Raw genomic sequence first — 19297 nt, forward strand, 5'->3', positions numbered from 1 at the left:
CCGAAAAGGTTGATCCTGCTCATGAGCCAAGCCCCCCTCGTCCTGGTGGACGGTTCTTCTTACCTGTATCGCGCCTTTCACGCCCTGCCGCCGCTGACCACTTCCAAGGGTTTGCCGACCGGAGCGGTCAAAGGCGTGTTGAACATGCTCAAGAGTCTGCGCAAGCAGTACCCGGACAGTCCGTTCGCCGTGGTGTTCGACGCCAAGGGCGGGACATTCCGTGACGAAATGTTCGCCGAGTACAAAGCTAACCGTCCGAGCATGCCCGACGACATGCGCGTACAGATTGAGCCACTGCATCAGAGCGTGATCGCGCTGGGCTTCCCGTTATTGTGCGTCGAAGGCGTCGAGGCCGATGACGTGATCGGCACTTTGGCCCGCAGCAGCGCAGCAGCTGACCGACCAGTGGTGATCTCCACCGGCGACAAGGACATGGCGCAACTGGTCGACGGCCACATTACCTTGGTCAACACCATGACCGGTAGCGCGCTGGACGTGGAGGGCGTGAAGGAGAAATTCGGCGTCGCTCCCGAGCAGATCATCGATTATCTGGCACTGATGGGCGATTCTTCCGACAACATTCCGGGCGTTCCAGGCATTGGTCCTAAAACCGCTTCCGGCCTGTTGGTGGGTGTGAACGGCGGTCTGACCGAGCTGTACGCACAGCTCGACATCGTGCCGACCCTGCCGATTCGCGGCGCCAAGACCCTGCCGGCCAAGCTCGAAGAGCATAAGGAGATGGCATTCCTCTCCTATCAATTGGCAACCATCAAGATCGACGTGCCGCTGGACATCGGGCTCGACGACCTGCAAATGGGCGGGCCGGATCACGACAAACTCGCCGAGCTCTACACCCTGCTTGAATTCAAGAGCTGGTTCGAAGAGAACCAGCGCGATGCCAAGCGTTCCGGCCAGGAAGTTACCGTGCCGGTGGCTGAAGAAGCCGCTGTCGAGACCGAGCTCCAGTACACCACGATCCTGACCCAGGCTGATTTCGACCTGTGGCTGAAGAAGCTCAACGACGCCAAATTGATCGCCTTTGATACCGAAACCACCGGCATCGATGCGCAGCAGGCACAGCTTGTCGGCCTGTCGTTTGCTGTACAGGCCAACGAAGCAGCCTACATCCCGCTGACCCATTCCTACATGGGTGTGCCGGATCAGCTTGATCGCGACACCGTGCTGCGCGCGCTGAAACCGATTCTGGAAGATCCGAACAAACTCAAGGTCGGCCAGCACGCCAAGTTCGACATGAACATCCTCGCCAACTGCGCCATCGGTGGCGACCAGAATTGCGGTATCACCGTGCAAGGCATCGCGTTCGACACCATGCTCGAATCTTACGTGCTGGATTCCACCGCGACCCGCCACGACATGGACAGCCTGGCGCTCAAGTACCTGAACCACACCACTACGAGTTTTCAGGACATCGCCGGCAAGGGTGCCAAGCAGCTGACGTTTGACCAGATCTCGCTGGAACTGGCCGGGCCTTACGCCGCCGAAGACGCCGACGTGACGCTGCGCCTGCACCAGACCTTGCAGGAAAAGCTCAATGCCATTCCGAGCCTGAGCAAAGTCCTGAGCGAAATCGAAATGCCGTTGGTGCCGGTACTGGCGCGAATCGAACGCCAGGGCGCGTTGGTCGATGCCAACCTGCTCGGCATCCAAAGCGTCGAGCTCGGCGACAAAATGGTCGCGCTGGAGCGTGAGGCATTCGCCATCGCCGGTGAAGAATTCAACTTGGGCTCGCCGAAGCAATTGGGCGTGATCCTGTACGAAAAACTCGGGTTGCCGATCCTCAGCAAAACCGCCAAGGGCCAGGCGTCCACAGCCGAAGCCGTCCTGGCGGAACTGGCCGAGCAGGATTACCCGTTGCCCAAAGTGCTGATGCAGTACCGCTCGATGAGCAAGCTGAAAAGCACTTACACCGATCGCCTGCCGGAACAGATCAACCCGCGCACCGGGCGGATTCACACGTCCTATCATCAAGCTGTCGCGGCGACCGGGCGCTTGTCGTCCAGCGATCCGAACTTGCAGAACATTCCAATCCGCACGGCCGAAGGGCGGCGGATTCGTCAGGCGTTCGTCGCGCCAAAGGGCTACAAGCTGCTGGCGGCGGACTATTCGCAAATCGAGCTGCGGATCATGGCGCACCTGGCCAAGGACGAAGGTTTGCTGCACGCCTTCCGCAATGACCTGGACGTGCACAAGGCCACCGCCGCTGAAGTGTTCGGCGTGGAACTGGCCGACGTCACCACCGATCAACGTCGCAGCGCCAAGGCGATCAACTTCGGTTTGATCTACGGCATGAGCGCGTTTGGCCTGGCCAAGCAGATCGGCGTTGATCGCAAGCAATCCCAGGCATACATCGACCGTTATTTCGCCCGCTATCCGGGTGTTCTGGCGTACATGGAACGCACCCGCACCCAGGCGGCCGAGCAAGGTTTTGTCGAAACGATCTTCGGCCGACGCCTGTACCTGCCGGAAATCAACGCGAAAAACCCGGCCCTGCGCAAAGGCGCCGAACGCACGGCGATCAACGCCCCGATGCAGGGCACGGCGGCGGACATCATCAAGAAAGCCATGGTGGCGGTGGATAACTGGCTGACCTCCTCGGGCCTCGACGCCAAAGTCATCCTGCAGGTGCACGATGAATTGGTGCTTGAGGTGCGTGAAGATCTGGTCGACCAGGTCCGCGATGAAATTCGCGTGCACATGAGCGACGCCGTGAAGCTGGATGTACCGCTTCTGGTCGAGGTTGGCGTAGGCAATAACTGGGATGAGGCTCACTGAGCCGTCTGAAAGGGCGTTTTCTGCTGCGGCATAGTGCCGCGGCAGATGGGTCAAGAGCCCTTATTTCGGAAAGAAATCACACTTATTACAAATGGTTTCTGAAGCTCCGGAACTAAACCTGTGAACTGCCACTCAGAGTTACTGAATGGCTGGTGAAGCCCTTCGATGCTCCTATGTTGTGTTAAGTGTTGGCAGATATCTGGACCCCGCCCTAGCGGTCCGGAACTTGAACCCCGGAACTTCCCCCTCCCCATAAGAAGTCCGGGGTTTTTTTTGCCTGCGATTTATTGCTCCGCAACCTCGGAGCCTTTGTCCGCCAGCTCCATCCAGCCTGCCAATACAGTGTAGGCGTCTTCCAGACCCATGCGCTTTGGCGCCGAGAACAGCTGGATGCTAATCGCATCGCCCCATCCTTTGCGGATGTCTGCCTGAACCTTGAGCAGCACGTTTTTCGCCGCGCCATAGGTCAGCTTGTCAGCTTTAGTCAGCAAAATGTGCATCGGCATGCCACTGGCGACGGCCCAGTCGAGCATCAACAGGTCGAAATCGGTCATTGGATGACGGATGTCCATCATCAAAATCAGGCCTTTCAGACTTTCGCGACCACCCAGATAAGCTTCCAGGTGACGCTGCCAGTGCAGCTTCAACGGGATAGGTACTTTCGCGTAACCGTAACCCGGAAGGTCGACCAGACGACGATCATCGTCTAGCTTGAAGAAGTTCAAGAGCTGCGTGCGACCCGGAGTTTTCGAGGTTCGCGCCAGGCTGGCGTGCGTCAGGGTGTTCAGCGCGCTGGATTTGCCGGCGTTGGAACGCCCGGCGAAGGCCACTTCAAAGCCTTCGTCGTCGGGACATTGATCGACTTTGGCAGCGCTGAGCATGAAGGTGGACTGTTGGCACAGGCCGAGGATGGGGTTCTTGAGTTGCATGGGATTTCCGATGTGGGCGGCGCCGGGAATGGACGCGGCAAGCGGTGTCGTTTCCGTTTCAGTGACGCCAGTATATAATGCCGCAGATTTTGTGTGCGCTTTGTCCCAGCGTAGGATGAAGTTCACGAGAGCGATTGACCTTGATTGCGCATTAGAACGCAGAACGCTCTCAACCCTGAAAAGGTCGTTTTATGACGAAATGGCTGCTAGCTGCCGGTGTCTTGATGCCGCTTTACAGCGCTCAGGCTACACAGGATCCGGAAGCTGTGTACAACCGTGTTTGTGGTGCCTGTCATTCCGGCCAACTACCCATGGCGCCCAAAAAGGGCGACCAGGAAGCTTGGACGCCGAGGTTGGCGAAAGGTATGGGGACGCTGGTGCAACACGTGACCCAGGGTTTCAAGGCGATGCCGCCGCGTGGTTTGTGCATGGACTGCAGTGCCGAGGATTACCAGGCAATCATCCAGTGGATGAGCGAGTGATCCCGGTCCATAACTCTTTAACCCTTAGCCGTAGTTGGATTAGCTGATGAACAAATTGATCGTGAGTCTGCTGTTGACCGTGGGGATCTCCGGCGTAGCCCATGCTGCAGGTGATGCAACTGCTGGTCAGGCGAAAGCCGCAGTATGTGGCGCCTGTCATGGCCCGGATGGCAACAGCATGGCGCCTAACTTTCCGAAACTGGCAGGCCAGGGCGAGCGTTATCTGAACAAGCAGCTGCACGACATCAAGTCCGGCAAACGCACCGTTCTGGAAATGACCGGCCTGCTGACCAACCTGAGCGATCAGGACCTGGCTGATATCGCCGCTTACTTCGCCAGCCAGAAAGGCAGCGTTGGCGCCGCCGACCCGAAAGTCGTGGCTCGCGGTGAGGCCTTGTTCCGCGGTGGCGACCTGGCCAAGGGCCTGCCAGCCTGCACCGGCTGCCACTCTCCGGATGGCAAGGGCAACGCGGCTGCCGGCTTCCCGCATCTGGGTGGTCAGCACGCTCAATACGTTGCCAAGCAATTGACCGACTTCCGCAAGGAAGAAGGCGGTCGTGCCAACGATGGCGATACCAAACCAATGCAAAGCATTGCCAAAAAGCTCAGCGACGAAGATATCGCTGCGGTGTCCAGCTACATTCAAGGCCTGCACTAAGACCGGCGAACCGGGCGTGCCGCGGGAAGTACATCTCCTGCAACGTTAACGCTCTATTAATCCGTCGCAGCAAGTATAAAAAGGGTGGCTCAGGCCGCCCTTTTTTGTGGCCGCTGCCGTTACACTACAGAACTCAAGCCCGCCAGGACCTGTCTGAAAACAGGTCGCGCGAGGCGACCCAAATTGTCCAGGAGTAAAGCATGCGTAATCTGATCATCAGCGCCGCACTCGTCGCTGCCAGCCTGTTCGGCATGACTGCCCAAGCCGCCGAAGCACCCGCCGCCCCTTATGTCGAACTGACCAATCCGGTTCCGGTCGCCGTGCCTGGCAAGATCGAAGTCGTGGAGCTGTTCTGGTACGGCTGCCCGCATTGCTACGCTTTTGAACCGGTGATCAACCCATGGGTCGAGAAACTGCCTTCCGACGTGAACTTCGTCCGTATCCCTGCCATGTTCGGCGGCCCATGGGACGCACACGGCCAGATGTTCCTGACCCTTGAAGCGATGGGCGTAGAGAACAAGGTTCACGCTGCGGTATTCAACGCAATCCAGAAAGAACACAAGAAACTGACCGACAAAGACGACATGGCCGACTTCCTGGCCACTCAAGGCGTAGACAAGGACAAGTTCCTGGCCACCTTCGACTCCTTCGCCATCAAGGGCCAGATCAACAAAGCCAAAGAACTGGCCAAGAAATATGAAATCACCGGCGTGCCTACCATGATCGTCAACGGCAAGTATCGCTTTGACATCGGTTCTGCCGGCGGCGCCGAACAAGCGCTGAAACTGGCCGACCAACTGGTAGCCAAAGAGCGAGCGGCAACCAAGGCCGTCGCCAACTAAGCGCGGCACCTGCCATGCGCCGCTGGGGAACTGAACGTGTCGTTGGCCTGCATGATCCGCGGGTCAACGAGCATCACCTGGAATCGACGGGATTGCCCGCAGACAGCCGTCTGCGCTTGCTCAGTTTCAATATCCAGGTCGGCATCAGTACCGAGCGCTATCGGCACTACCTGACCCGAGGCTGGCAGCATCTGCTGCCACACACCGGGCGTGCCGACAATCTGCAAAAGATCGGCAATCTGCTGGGCGACTTCGATCTGGTCGCCTTGCAGGAAGCCGATGGCGGCAGCCTGCGATCAGGCTACGTCAATCAGGTTGAACACTTGGCGCAGCTCGGCGCCTTTCCCTACTGGTATCAACAACTCAATCGCAATCTCGGTCGCCTCGGCCAGCACAGCAATGGCGTGCTCAGCCGCCTGCGCCCGTGGGCAATCGAAGATCATCCGCTGCCGGGGCCCAAGGGCCGCGGGGCGATTCTGGTGCGTTTCGGCGAAGGTCCGGAGGCGCTGGTGGTGGTGATGATGCACCTGGCGCTGGGCGCTCGGGCTCGCAGCATGCAACTGGCTTACATCCGCGAGTTGATCGGCGGTTACAAACACCAGGTGCTGATGGGCGATATGAACACCCACGCCAGTGATTTGCTGCAGAACTCCCCGTTGCGTGACCTCGGTCTGCTAGCACCGCAACTGGAAGCGACCTTCCCCAGCTGGCGCCCGCAGCGCTGCCTCGACCATATTCTGCTCAGCCCCACACTGACCCTTGAAAAGGTCGAGGTGCTGGCACAACCGATTTCAGATCACCTGCCCGTCGCGGTAGAGATTCGTCTGCCGGGTTCGCTCACGGCCGATGCATTCCCCGCGTTGAGTCCTGCCCCTTCGCGGATCCCATGAATGAGCGACGAAACACAGCGCTGGAAAGAGAAATACCTTAAAAGCATCGAACAACAGGAAAAGCTCGAACGCCGATGGGATGCCCGGCTCGACTTGCTGCGCCGTGGGCTGGTGCGCAGCACCCTGGCCGCAGAAGGCACCGATCGCGCCGTTGACCAGTGCATGAAGGAAATGCGCGAAGTCGTGCGCACCGATGACATGGACGCCGGCCTGGCCGCCCTGCTTCCACGCCTGGAAAAAGCCGTACTCGACTCCGAGCAGCGCCGGGAAACCCGGGTCAATCAGACCAGCGCCGCATTGACTGCGCTGGTGACTCAGCTGCAAACACTGCCACTGCCTCGCGAAGTCAGCCGGACGCTGAAGAACTTTGCCAAACAACTGGATGGTCGAGTCAGTCAGGCCCGTGAGATTCCGTTGCTGCTCAGCGAACTGAGTGGCCTGCAAGGCAAAGCCTTACGTCAACTGGATACCCCGGCAGAACCTGATCGCCCCGGTTTTCTGCAGCGCCTTTTTGGTAACCGGGAAGCGGATGAAGCCACCCCGCAGGCCACCGTTCCTGCGGTGCAAGCGGCGCCCCTGCAAACTGTCGAACCGATTGCCGAGACCCCGCCGGCAACGGTTGATCTCGCACCCGCGGTGGAGCATCCGCCAGTCGAACAGCCAACGGTCATCGACGTCCAACCTGCCGCTGCGATCCCTGAATCACTGGAAGTACAGGCAACGGAACCTGCTCCGGAATTGGTGGTGTTTGTCCCGCCTGTGCTTCAGTCAGAGACTGCATCTGCGCAAGCGGTAGAGCCACAGACCCAGCCGAACATCGAACAACCGATAGATCCAACGCCAGCCGAGCAAGAGCCACAGGCAGTCAACCCGGATGAACTGACCCCGGTGACCATCGAGGCGGAGCACCTGGCGCCAGAGGAAGTTCTCTACGCCCTGCCCGACTCACCCGAGCCGTCCTATAGTTCAGTCGCCAAGCATATCGAAGACACGCTCCTTGGCCTCCTCGACGACCTGACGCTGCCCGAACGCCATCGACCACAAGCCGAAGCGATGCGTGATCGTCTGCAAAACGGGTTGAACTGGTACGAACTGATCCCGATCCTCGATGATCTGGCGACGTTGATGCTGGCGATCACCGACAGCGGCCAGCACGAATTCGAAGCGTACCTGCAGCAACTCAACGAACGTCTTGAATCGTTCCAGAGCAACTTGCAAGCTGCCAGCGACGGCCATGCCGACAACCGCTCGGCTGCACGCGAGATGGATACGCAGATTCGCGAGCAAGTCGACGGCCTGCAGAGCAGCGTGCAAGAAGCGGCGGACCTGGACGACCTCAAGCACGTCCTGGAGAACCACCTCGAAGGCCTGCTCGGCACCATGGATCAACACCAGAAACAGCGCGACGAACGTGAGCAGGAAGTCGCGGCTCGGTTGCAAAGCCTGGCCGAACGCGTGGCGCACATGGAACAGGAAGCGCTGGGCTACCGCGAACACCTTGAAGAACAACGGCAGAAAGCGCTGCTCGATCCCCTCACCGGCCTGCCCAATCGCGCGGCCTGGAGTGAGCGGCTGGAACACGAAGTCCGCGAATGGCAGCAACACGGCAACATCCTGTTGCTGGCGATGCTCGACCTCGACCACTTCAAACGCATCAACGATAACTACGGTCACCTGGCAGGTGACAAAGTGCTGAAAATCATTGCCAGCGTATTGCGCAAACGCCTGCGCGGGACGGATTTCATTGCGCGGTTCGGGGGTGAGGAGTTCGTTTTGCTGATGCCCGACACGTCACCGATAAATGGCGCACAACTGCTGGATACTTTGCGCGCATCGATTGAAGCCTGCCCTTTTCACTTCAAGGGCGAGCGGGTAACTATCACCATTTCCATAGGTTTTACGGCATTCAAACCCGGAGAACACAGCGACCTGGTGCTTAAAAGAGCCGATCAGGCGCTATACCGTGCGAAAAATGCTGGTCGCAATCGCGTCGAGGCTGGTTGACAGCCAATTGTTCCATTTTATTTAAAACAGCGCTTTTGCCCTCTGCGCGCAAGTCAGTACGTTACACTGTTGCATTACTGACTTGCGTGTACTGCCTACTGCCATGAAATGTCTTGCCCTCTTTACGTCGCTGCTCCTGTTGGCCGGTTGTGCCAGCGGCCCGCGGATTGACACCAGCCACCCTTCAGCCAATCACGACAGTCGTATTCAGTTCGTGGTAGTGCATTACACCTCCGCCTCCCTCGAGCGCTCCCTGCAATTGCTGACCCACGGCGAGGTCAGCAGTCACTACCTGATCGGTGACGACAAAGGCGCCACCATCTATAAGCTGATGGATGAAAATCTTCGGTCCTGGCACGCAGGCGAAAGCGAATGGCAAGGCCGGACCTGGCTGAACTCCAGCTCCATCGGCATCGAGATCGTCAATCCTGGCTTCAAAGACACTCCAACGGGCCGCCTTTGGTATCCCTACAGTGAAGACCAGGTTCAGTCGCTGATCTTCCTGCTCAAAGACATCAGCAAGCGTTACAACATCAACCCTCGTTCCATCATCGGGCACAGCGACATCGCGCCGCTGCGCAAGCTCGATCCCGGCCCGCTGTTCCCCTGGAAGCGTCTGGCCGGCGAAGGCATAGGCGTCTGGCCAAACGAGCAGGCCGTCGCACGCCAGCAAACCCAGTTCGCAGCAGAACTGCCGAGCATCAGCTGGTATCAGGGACAGCTGGCCCGACTGGGTTATGCCACGCCACAAACGGGCGAGCTTGATGTCGCTACGCGCCATGTACTGGCGGCCTTTCAAATGCATTTCCGCCCCGCTCGATTCGATGGCACTCCTGACGCTCAGACGGCGGCGCTTCTACAAGTTTTGAATCAGACAAAATAATGACGGCCGCCCGACGGTAAGGGCTTTTTCTCAATCAGCAGCTATAACTCATTGGTAATTCTTCGGATATCCATAATGGCTGTAGCTCGAGAGACGCTCCGTAGCTGGTTCTATCGCCCTTGGTTTTTGGCGACGCTGGCTGCTGCCTTGAGTGCAACGCTATTGATGACCGCCAGCCTGTTTCTGGCGATGCATCAAGTGGAGCAGCGGGAAAGCCAGGAAATGAATGCCCAGGGCGAGCGTTTCCTCGCCCGGCTTGAACAGCTATTCGGGCAGCTACGCGAAAGCCTCGACGATCTGGAAGCCCAGCCCCTGCGTGGCTGCGATGATGAAATGATCGCAACCTTGCAACAGGTCAGCTTCAATTACCGATTCGTTTATGAAGCTGCCTATATGGACGCCTCGCGGATTTGCTCGAATCGACCTCGCCAGGAAGGGCTATCGCTGAGTCGACCACCGGACATCAAGGGCCCCACCTACAGCTACTGGCTGAACACCACCACCGAACCCGATGAAAACCGTGCTGCGCTGATGCTGGGACGCGGCAACTTTCGGGTCGCTACCTCTCGTGGCCATTTGACCGACATGGTCGATCTCTCCCCGGGCAGTAGCCTGCTGGTGGTGCTCTCCCATGGCACTCGTGCGATTCCTGTCCTCGGTGCCGCACAGGCCTGGCCGCCCACGGAATTCTGGCCACTGGAAAGCCGCGATGCGCTGCAGGTGACACAAACCCGCTTGATTTACCGCATGCCCACCAACAACCCCGAATACCAATTGGTGCTGATCACCCCACGCACGAACATGCATGTGCCAGCCGTGTGGTGGTGGCTGCTGCCGGCCAGTCTGGCGCTGAGCGCCTTGGTCGGTTTCATGGTGTTTCTGCTGGTGCGCCAGCGTCAGTCACTGGACGCTGAACTGAACGGCGCCATTCGACGGGGCGAATTGCAGGTGTTGTATCAGCCGATCTTCGATCTCGACAGCCGCAACTGTGTCGGGGCCGAAGCCTTGCTGCGCTGGCGAAGGCCGGACGGCACGCTGACCAGCCCCGACCTGTTTATCCCAATGGCGGAAAACACCGGCCAGATCCGCCAGATGACCGACTTCGTATTGCAGCGACTTCTCGAACAACTGGGGCAACTGCTACGCGCCAATCCGCAGTTGTACATCTCCGTCAACCTTGCAGCTTGCGACGTCATGGTGCCGCGTATCGGCCAGGTGATGGCACGCCTGCTGACCTTGCACCGGGTCGCGGCAAAGCAGATTGCTTTTGAGGTGACTGAGCGGGGCTTGATCGATGTAGTGGTGGCCAGGGAAAACCTGCAAGCCTTGCGCGATGTCGGGCATCAGGTCCTGATCGATGATTTCGGCACGGGCTATTGCAGCCTCGCCTACCTGCAAACCCTGCCGGTGGACTGCCTGAAAATCGACAAGGCGTTCATTGATGCGCTGGGCCATGATGCCGCCAGCAGCGGCGTGGCACCGCACATCATTCATATGGCCCAGGCCCTGCAACTCAGGGTGATTGCCGAGGGCATAGAACACGAAGCCCAAGCGGCGTTTCTGAGCAGCGAAGGCGTCAAGTATGGTCAGGGCTGGCTGTTCGCCCATGCACTGAGCGCCGTGCAGTTCATCGAACTGATTACCCGTGGGCGCCGATTGAGCAATCGACGCCTGGATGATGAAGCCTGAGCAGACTGCTGGGTCTACACCGCCAGCGCCATGTAGAACTGCGTGCCCTGTCCCGGCCGCGAATAAACGCCCATTCGCCCGCCATGCAACTGCACGATTTCCTTGCACAACGCCAAACCAAGCCCGGCACCGCCCTTCTTGCGTCCGACCTGGACGAAGGGCTCGAAGATCCGCCCCTGCTGACCGTAGGCAATGCCTTCACCGTTGTCTTCAACGCTGATGATCACTCGCTCGCCATGGCGCCGCGCCTGCAAACGTATCAGTCCATCCTGGGCGGTATGACGCAAAGCGTTATCGATCAGGTTATCGAGCACCCGGTCCAATTGCGCCTGGTCGGCCTGCAATCGGGGTAACGGCCCCTGCACTTCCACCCGCAGCTCAATACCCTTCTGCGCCGCAGCCCCGGCAAAGCGTGTCTGAGCCTGTTCCAGTAACTCTTCAATGGAACAAGGCGCCAGCGTGAGTTTCTGCAACCCGTTTTGGTAGCGCGAGAAATTCAGCAGGTCGTTGATCAGCTGCATCAAGCGCTGCATTTCTTCGTTCACGGTGTCCAGTAAATCGGCTTCGCGAGAGTCTTCAGGAAATTTCGCCCGTTCGCGGAACAGCCCGAAGGCCATGTGCATCCCGGTCACCGGGGTGCGCAACTCATGGGAGGCGCGCAAGACGAACTCGCTGCGCACCCGTTCGAATGCACGCTGTTCTGTGACGTCATGCAGCACCATCACGGCGCCAAGAATGTGGCCCTGCGTATGGCTGACAGGGGTCAGGCTGTACGTCAGTAACCTCGACTCACCGTCGACCTCAATACTCAGGTCTTCCGGCGCCCGCTCCAGGGTCCCGCCGCGCAGCACCAATTGCAGCTGCTCATCCAGTTCAGGACGATCGAGCGCTGTGCCCAGCCCTTGACCAAGTCGGTCGGTGTCCCACCCCAACTGACGCTGGGCCACGGGGTTGAGGTGTTCCAGATACCCTTCGCGGTCGATCATCAACAACCCATCGTCGATGCTGTCGAGTACCGCTTGCAAACGCTGCTGACCGGCGAGCAGCTCGTCGATGTTCATCGCCTGATGCTCACGTAGCGCCTCTGCCATGATGCCGAAGCGCTTGGTCAGCTGGTTCATTTCCTCGGCGGAGGAAACCGGCAGTGTCACCTCGAAATTACCCTGGCCGATGTCGTCGGCAGCCTGGACCAACGCTTCAATCGGAGCGCCAAACCGCCGGGCGATTGCATGGGCGGTCACGAACCCGATGATCAGCACGGCCAGCCCTATCAAACCGAGCAGCCCGGCAATCAGCAACGCGCGTTCCCGGGCCTGGCGTTCGATGTCATTGATGTTATCCAGGGAACGCTTTTGTTCGGAGACGAGACCGCTGCGCAGGGTATTGAATTTTTCCAACAGCGCCTCGTTGCCGGTCAATACGGGCACCGAGGCTTGTGTTTGATCGTAGGCCTGAAGAAAGTCGAGGTAGTCAGCCTTCGCCTGTGTGAAACCGTAGCCGCCATTGCCGGATTGCTGAAGGGAAGCGCCTTCGTCAAGCAGCTCGAGGTAGTGCTGCCTGGAGGCCTGGAACGCTGCGGGATCGGGATTTTCGTCGATCATGATCATCAGTTGATCGCCCAAGGCCTGACGCAATTTCAAGCCCAGGTCCAGCGTGACAAAGTTGTTGCGAACCAGCACTTCCTGAGTGCCAGCCATCTGCATCACGCTGACCAGCCCGAGCAAGAGCCCGAGCAGCGCCACGGTAATCAGCGCCGAAATACTCAGGAACAGCCGAGTACGCAGCTTCATCGCCAGTTTCATTGCCGGCTCACAGGTTGTACTGCTTGCGTTTGCGATACAGGGTCGAGGCATCGATGCCAAGTGTCTTGGCCGCCTGATCGAGGGTATCGGCGGTGGCGAGGACGGCACCGATGTGGGCTTTCTCCAATTCATCCAGGCTCAACGCCGCACCGATTCGAGGGGCGTTGTTGGTCGGGGTCTCGGCCATGCCCAAGTGGCTGATCTCGACCCGTTCCTGAGGGCAGATAATGCTCGCCCGCTCCACCACGTTACGCAGTTCGCGGATGTTGCCGGGCCAGCGGTAACCCAGCAACGCTTCGCGAGCCTCGTCGCTAAAGCCACGTGCCGGACGTGCGTACTCCTTGACGAAACGCGCCAGGAAACGGTCGGCCAAGTTCAGAATGTCCTCCCGGCGCTCGCGCAGTGGCGGCAAGTGCAAGGTAATGACGTTCAGGCGATAGAGCAGGTCTTCACGGAAACGACCGTCGCGCACCATGTCTTCGAGGTTCAGGTTGGTCGCGGCGAGGATGCGCACATCGGCGCGGCGGGTCACGGGGTCCCCCACGCGCTCGTATTCCTTATCCTGGATAAAACGCAGCAACTTGGGTTGCAACGTCAGGGGAAAGTCGCCGATCTCGTCGAGAAACAAGGTGCCGCCGTCCGCTTGATTGACCCGACCCAAGGTGCTTTCGCTGGCACCGGTGAAGGCGCCTCGGCTGTGGCCGAAGAGTTCACTTTCCATCAATTCCGCCGTCAGCGACGGGCAGTTGATGGTGACGCAGGATTTCTTCTGGCGTTTGCTCCAACCGTGGATGGCTTGGGACAGTTCACCTTTACCGGTACCGGACTCGCCGAGAATCAGAATGTTGGCGTCAGTGCTGGCGACCTGGCGTGCGGTTTCGAGTACCACTTTCATGGCCGGGCTATGGGAATCCAGACCGTCCTTGGGTTTACGCACTTCGCCTTCAAGGGCTTCCAGCCGTGCCGAGAGTTGCCGAACTTCCAGCTGTTTGGCGGTGGCCAGACGCAACTGGTCGGGGCTGCAAGGTTTGACGAGGTAGTCGGCGGCACCGGCCTGGATCGCATCCACGGCGGTGTCGACAGCCGAGTGAGCGGTGACGATCACCACCCGCATCCAGGGTGCCTGAATGCGCATCTGAGCCAGCACATCCAGGCCATTGTCTTCACCCAGGCGCAGATCGAGGAAGCACAGATCAAACACCTGACGTTGCAGCAACGCATCGGCCTGCGCTGCACTGTTCGCGGTGGCGACGCTATAGCCTTCATCTTCAAGGCAATAGCGGAAGGTTCGCAGAATGGCGGATTCGTCATCCACCAGCAGAATGCGGCCTTGATGCTCAGTGGCTGATTCCATGTTCCTGCGCTCCTTTAATGAATGATCTTGAGTTAGTCCCGGAAAAATCGGGCAAGTTGCATGGTTGATTCTGATCCATTCCGGCCATGGCAGGGTAGCTCTCTACTCATCCATTAGCTAATGGACTGATTTCTCTGGTTTTTTGCACAAAAATCGCCGTTGAGGCGATTACCTGCGTTCTTTTCTGACATCCGCGCCCTCCTCTCAATTCAAAAATAATCAAAGTTGCCGGGAAACGATCGTGCAATACGCACGACCCTGCACGGCCCATCGTGCAGGATGCGTCCGTCATGATTTATACGTCAGATCTAACATATTGATTTAAAACGATTTTTTTCTTTGAAAAAGCTGGCATGCAGGCTGCAATAGCCTAGATAACCAGGGCCATTTTGAATCGACGCCCACTAAACAAGATCACCACCAGAGTGGGAGGAGTTTCAGGATGAATCGCCAACGTGTCGCCCAATTGCGTATCTCGCCTTTGCATATCCAACAAGGACTGTTTGGCATTCTGGCGCTGCTGATCACGCTGATCGCAGGTCAGCAGTTTTTGCTTTGGGAACAGAGCCAGCAACCAGAGGCTCCGCACCTGTCGATTCAACGTGCTACCCAGACCCATTTCAGCGCCGTCAGCAGCAGCCAGGCTGACCTCGCACCGATGCGAATGATGGACGTCGACCAGGCGCAGCCTGTGGATGAGATGCCCCGTCAGGAACGTTGGGTGTTCTAAGCAACCGGACTTGGCGCGCTCAATGCGCCGGGAAAAGCAACACAAGCTGCACCTCTAATATAGAAGCGTAAGGAGAATCACCATGTTGAGCTGGGCAATCACATTCTTGATCATTGCCATCATTGCTGCAGTACTGGGCTTCGGTGGTATCGCGGGCACCGCCACGGGTATCGCCAAGATTCTCTTTGTCGTGTTCCTGGTGATGTTTATTGCTTCCTTCTTCTTTGGCCGTCGCGGTCGAGGCTGAACATGAGCGTTTTGTTAAAGACACTGGCAGCCGCCCTGCTTCTGGGCGGTAGTGCCATGGCGATGGCGGCCAATGACGGCCAGACGCGGGCCAGCGAATTATTGAATTCGGACCCGCAGTACCGTGAAACGTGGACTAAAGTCGTTAAAAAGGAAGAACGACTGCCGGAATGGGTGATGAACCTGTCTGGCGATGCCGAGCAAATGAATGCTGTTGAAGAGGATGGCGACAAGTACCTGGTCGGGCCGCTTTGCGAAACGCAACCGACGTGCCTGAGCAAGCGCTTGATCGTGGCTTTCAGCTTCGACAGACAGGACGCCTACGCCATGCTGGTCGAAGTACCTGCAGGATTGCCGGCCGACAAGTCGCCAACGCGACATGCCGACTACCGCTTCCTCGGGAAACCGAACCAAGGCATGCAGGACATGTTGATGGAACAGCTCAAGAAAGATCCGAACTGGTACTGAGTTTGAAACACGAAAGGAGCAGCATCGCTTCTTTCCAGTGCGCTACCCGAGGAAGGTAGACGCATGACCAAGGGGTCGGGACGTTCTGACTGTTTCAGGGTCGGAGTGACCTACGGGCACATGGAGTGTCTGCGCAAGGGCCGGGTCAGGTAATAAAGCTGCGACGCAAGTTCGCCAGCCCAGAGTGGCTGGACGGACTTGCGAAGAGCTTCAACGTGCAAAGCGTTGATCTAGAGCACTGCACCCTATTCCCCCTACTGCATATTCCCCACAAAACCGTTTCGCGGTGTTTCTTCACGACCGTATATCGAGAAACCTTCGACTTTCGGCAGAAGAGTTTTCGCTGCCAAACGTAGGCTTTTTCCGAAATTTCGTCATGAATTCAACTGTTTAAAAAACAACCAACCTCCTCTGAAATGGCCGGTTCACGGCACTTATGCCTGCCGAAATGTCGTATTCGAACCGGTTGGGACGCGAGTTTCAATTAAAAAAGCTCATGCCGATTCGGCATAGGGTAGGCGTTTACGGCATTAGACGTCGCATCCTTGCATCGGAATAGTTGCGCCTTTTTTCGCCTGCCAGAGAGCCGAAACAAAGCGCTCCGGGGCACCTTATACGGGGGCAGATGCGCAGACTTTTTCGCCACGAGCGTTCCAGTTCTTGCATTCGCCTGAGTCAAACGCAAGTAAGGGTAAAGATATGAAGAAGGCAAAGCTCAGCCTCGCCTGGCAGATCCTCATCGGTCTGGTTCTGGGGATAGCAATCGGTGCGCTGCTCAACCATTTCAGTGCCGAAAAAGCCTGGTGGATCAGCAACGTCCTGCAACCGGCAGGCGATATCTTTATCCGTCTGATCAAGATGATCGTGATCCCGATCGTCATCTCCTCGTTGATCGTCGGCATCGCTGGCGTAGGCGATGCGAAGAAACTCGGGCGTATCGGCCTCAAGACCATCATTTACTTCGAGATCGTCACCACCATCGCCATCGTGGTCGGTCTGGTGCTGGCCAACGTGTTCCATCCGGGCACCGGCATCGACATGAGCACCCTGGGTACGGTGGATATTTCCAAGTACCAGGCCACAGCTGCCGAGGTTCAGCATGAACACGCGTTCATCGAAACCATCCTCAACCTGATCCCGTCGAACATCTTCGCGGCCATGGCCCGCGGCGAAATGCTGCCGATCATCTTCTTCTCCGTATTGTTCGGCCTCGGTCTGTCGAGCCTGCAATCGGACCTGCGCGAGCCGCTGGTGAAGATGTTCCAGGGCGTATCCGAGAGCATGTTCAAAGTCACCCACATGATCATGAACTATGCCCCGATCGGCGTGTTCGCACTGATCGCGGTGACCGTGGCCAACTTCGGTTTCGCTTCTCTGATACCGCTGGCCAAACTGGTGATCCTGGTTTACGTCGCCATCGCCTTCTTCGCCTTTGTCATTCTCGGCCTGATTGCCAGGATGTTTGGCTTCTCGGTGATCAAGCTGATGCGCATCTTCAAGGATGAGCTGGTGCTGGCCTACTCCACCGCCAGTTCCGAAACCGTGCTGCCGCGCGTGATCGAGAAGATGGAAGCCTACGGCGCGCCGAAAGCCATTTGCAGCTTCGTGGTGCCGACCGGTTACTCGTTCAACCTCGACGGCTCGACCCTGTACCAGAGCATCGCGGCGATCTTCATTGCCCAGCTGTACGGCATCGACCTGTCGATCAGCCAGCAATTGCTGCTGGTGCTGACCCTGATGGTGACGTCCAAAGGCATCGCCGGCGTACCGGGCGTGTCCTTCGTAGTGCTGCTGGCCACCTTGGGCAGCGTGGGTATTCCGCTGGAAGGCCTGGCCTTCATCGCTGGTGTCGACCGCATCATGGACATGGCGCGTACCGCCCTGAACGTGATCGGCAATGCCTTGGCCGTGCTGGTCATCTCCCGCTGGGAAGGCATGTACGACGACGCCAAGGGCCAACGCTACTGGAACTCGCTGCCGCACTGGCGCAGCAAGGAAAAGCTGCCAGTTGGCGAGGTTTCCAAGAACTAACGCAAAACCTTGCAGGAGTGAGCCTGCTCGCGATAGCGGTGCATCAAACAACAGAGATGTTGGATGTGCCGCCCCCATCGCGAGCAGGCTCACTCCTACAAAGGTCCGGTGTAAGCCGAACAAACAAACCCCGGAGAAATCCGGGGTTTGTCGTTTCTGCACACCCCGCTATCATTCGCGGCATTCTTCGGGGGATTTAACTGTGCTCAATGGCCTGTGGCTTGGCTTTTTCATCGTGGCTGCCGTTTCGGCACTGGCGCAATGGCTGATCGGCGGTAACGCCGGGATCTTCGCGGCGATGGTGGAAAGCATTTTCGCCATGGCCAAGTTATCGGTCGAAGTCATGGTCCTGCTGTTTGGCACCCTGACCCTCTGGCTGGGCTTTCTGCGAATTGCCGAGAAAGCCGGGATCGTCGAATGGCTGGCCAAGGCGCTGGGCCCCTTGTTCTTGCGCCTGATGCCGGAAGTGCCGGCCGGTCACCCGGCCATCGGCCTGATCACGCTGAACTTCGCCGCCAACGGCCTGGGCCTGGACAACGCCGCCACGCCAATCGGCCTCAAAGCCATGAAGGCGCTGCAAGAACTCAACCCCAGCGCCACCATCGCCAGCAATGCGCAGATCCTGTTCCTGGTCCTCAACGCCTCCTCCCTGACCCTGCTGCCGGTGACGATCTTCATGTACCGCGCCCAGCAAGGTGCGCCCGATCCGACGCTGGTGTTCTTGCCGATTTTGCTGGCAACCAGCTGCTCGACACTGGTGGGCCTGCTGTCGGTGGCGTTCATGCAACGTCTGCGACTGTGGGACCCCGTGGTGCTCGCGTACCTGATTCCCGGTGCCTTGGCCCTCGGTGGCTTCATGGCGCTGCTGGCGACGCTCTCGGCGACCGCTCTGGCCGGCCTGTCATCGATCCTCGGCAACCTGACGCTGTTCGGGTTGATCATGCTGTTTCTGGTGGTTGGCGCATTGCGCAAAGTGAAGGTCTACGAAGCGTTCGTCGAAGGCGCCAAGGAGGGCTTCGACGTGGCCAAGAACCTGCTGCCGTATCTGGTGGCGATGCTCTGCGCCGTCGGTGTACTGCGGGCGTCCGGGGCGCTGGATTTTGGTCTCGACGGGATTCGGCATCTGGTGGAGTGGGCCGGTTGGGACACGCGCTTCGTCGACGCACTGCCGACGGCGATGGTCAAACCGTTCTCCGGCAGCGCCGCGCGGGCGATGCTGATCGAAACGATGAAGACCTCTGGCGTGGACAGCTTCCCGGCGCTGGTGGCGGCGACGGTCCAGGGCAGTACGGAAACGACATTCTATGTGTTGGCCGTGTACTTCGGCGCGGTGGGCATCCAGCGGGCGCGGCACGCGGTGGGGTGTGCGTTGCTGGCGGAGTTTGCTGGCGTACTGGGCGCCATCGGCGTTTGCTACTGGTTCTTCGGTTAACCAACGATCCCCTGTGGGAGCGAGCCTGCTCGCGATAGCGGTGTGACAGTCGACATTAGTGGTG

Annotated in this window: 16 protein-coding genes; 13 read left to right on the forward strand and 3 right to left on the reverse strand. The window is 58.6% G+C overall.

What is annotated here, in order from left to right; all coding sequences use genetic code 11:
• The first annotated feature begins 21 nt into the window (after positions 1-21).
• Positions 22-2793, forward strand: a complete 2772-nt coding sequence (gene polA / locus FHL16_RS17510) for a DNA polymerase I (RefSeq protein ID WP_077748830.1) — start codon at positions 22-24, stop codon at positions 2791-2793.
• A gap of 284 nt (positions 2794-3077) precedes the next feature.
• Here the strand turns inward: polA and yihA are convergent, their stop codons facing one another.
• A complete protein-coding gene (yihA, locus tag FHL16_RS17515; RefSeq protein ID WP_010465622.1) occupies positions 3078-3722 on the reverse strand; it encodes a ribosome biogenesis GTP-binding protein YihA/YsxC in 645 nt (214 codons plus the stop codon).
• A gap of 191 nt (positions 3723-3913) precedes the next feature.
• Here yihA and FHL16_RS17520 point away from each other — a divergent pair, with 191 nt between their 5' ends.
• The 7 genes from FHL16_RS17520 (at position 3914) to FHL16_RS17550 (ending at position 11170) form a co-directional block, all read left to right on the forward strand.
• The gene (locus tag FHL16_RS17520; protein WP_010465620.1) at positions 3914-4204 is read left to right on the forward strand and encodes a c-type cytochrome; all 291 of its coding nucleotides are present in this window, start codon (positions 3914-3916) and stop codon (positions 4202-4204) included.
• A gap of 46 nt (positions 4205-4250) precedes the next feature.
• On the forward strand, positions 4251-4862 hold the full coding sequence (locus tag FHL16_RS17525; RefSeq protein ID WP_010465618.1) for a c-type cytochrome: 612 nt from the start codon (positions 4251-4253) through the stop codon (positions 4860-4862).
• A gap of 200 nt (positions 4863-5062) precedes the next feature.
• Positions 5063-5704, forward strand: coding sequence for a thiol:disulfide interchange protein DsbA/DsbL (locus tag FHL16_RS17530; protein WP_010465616.1), 642 nt, complete (start codon positions 5063-5065; stop codon positions 5702-5704).
• A gap of 14 nt (positions 5705-5718) precedes the next feature.
• Entirely contained in the window at positions 5719-6594 is an 876-nt protein-coding gene (locus tag FHL16_RS17535) for an endonuclease/exonuclease/phosphatase family protein (RefSeq protein WP_010465613.1), read from the forward strand.
• Entirely contained in the window at positions 6595-8598 is a 2004-nt protein-coding gene (locus FHL16_RS17540) for a GGDEF domain-containing protein (protein ID WP_077748831.1), read from the forward strand.
• A 103-nt stretch (positions 8599-8701) separates the two neighbouring features.
• The gene (locus FHL16_RS17545; RefSeq protein ID WP_077748832.1) at positions 8702-9481 is read left to right on the forward strand and encodes an N-acetylmuramoyl-L-alanine amidase; all 780 of its coding nucleotides are present in this window, start codon (positions 8702-8704) and stop codon (positions 9479-9481) included.
• A gap of 75 nt (positions 9482-9556) precedes the next feature.
• Positions 9557-11170, forward strand: a complete 1614-nt coding sequence (locus FHL16_RS17550) for an EAL domain-containing protein (protein ID WP_042932459.1) — start codon at positions 9557-9559, stop codon at positions 11168-11170.
• Positions 11171-11184: 14 nt separating this feature from the next.
• Here FHL16_RS17550 and FHL16_RS17555 read toward each other — a convergent pair whose 3' ends face one another.
• Positions 11185-12972, reverse strand: a complete 1788-nt coding sequence (locus tag FHL16_RS17555) for an ATP-binding protein (protein ID WP_077748833.1) — start codon at positions 12970-12972, stop codon at positions 11185-11187.
• 7 nt (positions 12973-12979) lie between these two features.
• The gene (algB, locus tag FHL16_RS17560) at positions 12980-14326 is read right to left on the reverse strand and encodes a sigma-54-dependent response regulator transcription factor AlgB (RefSeq protein ID WP_010465602.1); all 1347 of its coding nucleotides are present in this window, start codon (positions 14324-14326) and stop codon (positions 12980-12982) included.
• 442 nt (positions 14327-14768) lie between these two features.
• Here algB and FHL16_RS17565 point away from each other — a divergent pair, with 442 nt between their 5' ends.
• From FHL16_RS17565 to FHL16_RS17585, 5 genes are all read left to right on the forward strand, one after another.
• A complete protein-coding gene (locus FHL16_RS17565; RefSeq protein ID WP_010465600.1) occupies positions 14769-15056 on the forward strand; it encodes a hypothetical protein in 288 nt (95 codons plus the stop codon).
• Positions 15057-15138: 82 nt separating this feature from the next.
• Positions 15139-15303, forward strand: a complete 165-nt coding sequence (locus FHL16_RS17570) for a DUF1328 domain-containing protein (RefSeq protein ID WP_003177151.1) — start codon at positions 15139-15141, stop codon at positions 15301-15303.
• A gap of 2 nt (positions 15304-15305) precedes the next feature.
• Positions 15306-15770: an inhibitor of vertebrate lysozyme family protein gene (locus FHL16_RS17575; protein ID WP_077748834.1), complete on the forward strand. Its 465-nt coding sequence runs from the start codon at positions 15306-15308 to the stop codon at positions 15768-15770.
• 699 nt (positions 15771-16469) lie between these two features.
• The gene (gene gltP / locus FHL16_RS17580; protein ID WP_010465575.1) at positions 16470-17801 is read left to right on the forward strand and encodes a glutamate/aspartate:proton symporter GltP; all 1332 of its coding nucleotides are present in this window, start codon (positions 16470-16472) and stop codon (positions 17799-17801) included.
• A gap of 202 nt (positions 17802-18003) precedes the next feature.
• Positions 18004-19233: a nucleoside recognition domain-containing protein gene (locus tag FHL16_RS17585; protein ID WP_010465573.1), complete on the forward strand. Its 1230-nt coding sequence runs from the start codon at positions 18004-18006 to the stop codon at positions 19231-19233.
• Positions 19234-19297: the final 64 nt, after the last annotated feature.

The organism is Pseudomonas sp. FSL W5-0299 (assembly GCF_005930655.1).
GTDB classification, from domain to species: domain Bacteria; phylum Pseudomonadota; class Gammaproteobacteria; order Pseudomonadales; family Pseudomonadaceae; genus Aquipseudomonas; species Aquipseudomonas mandelii.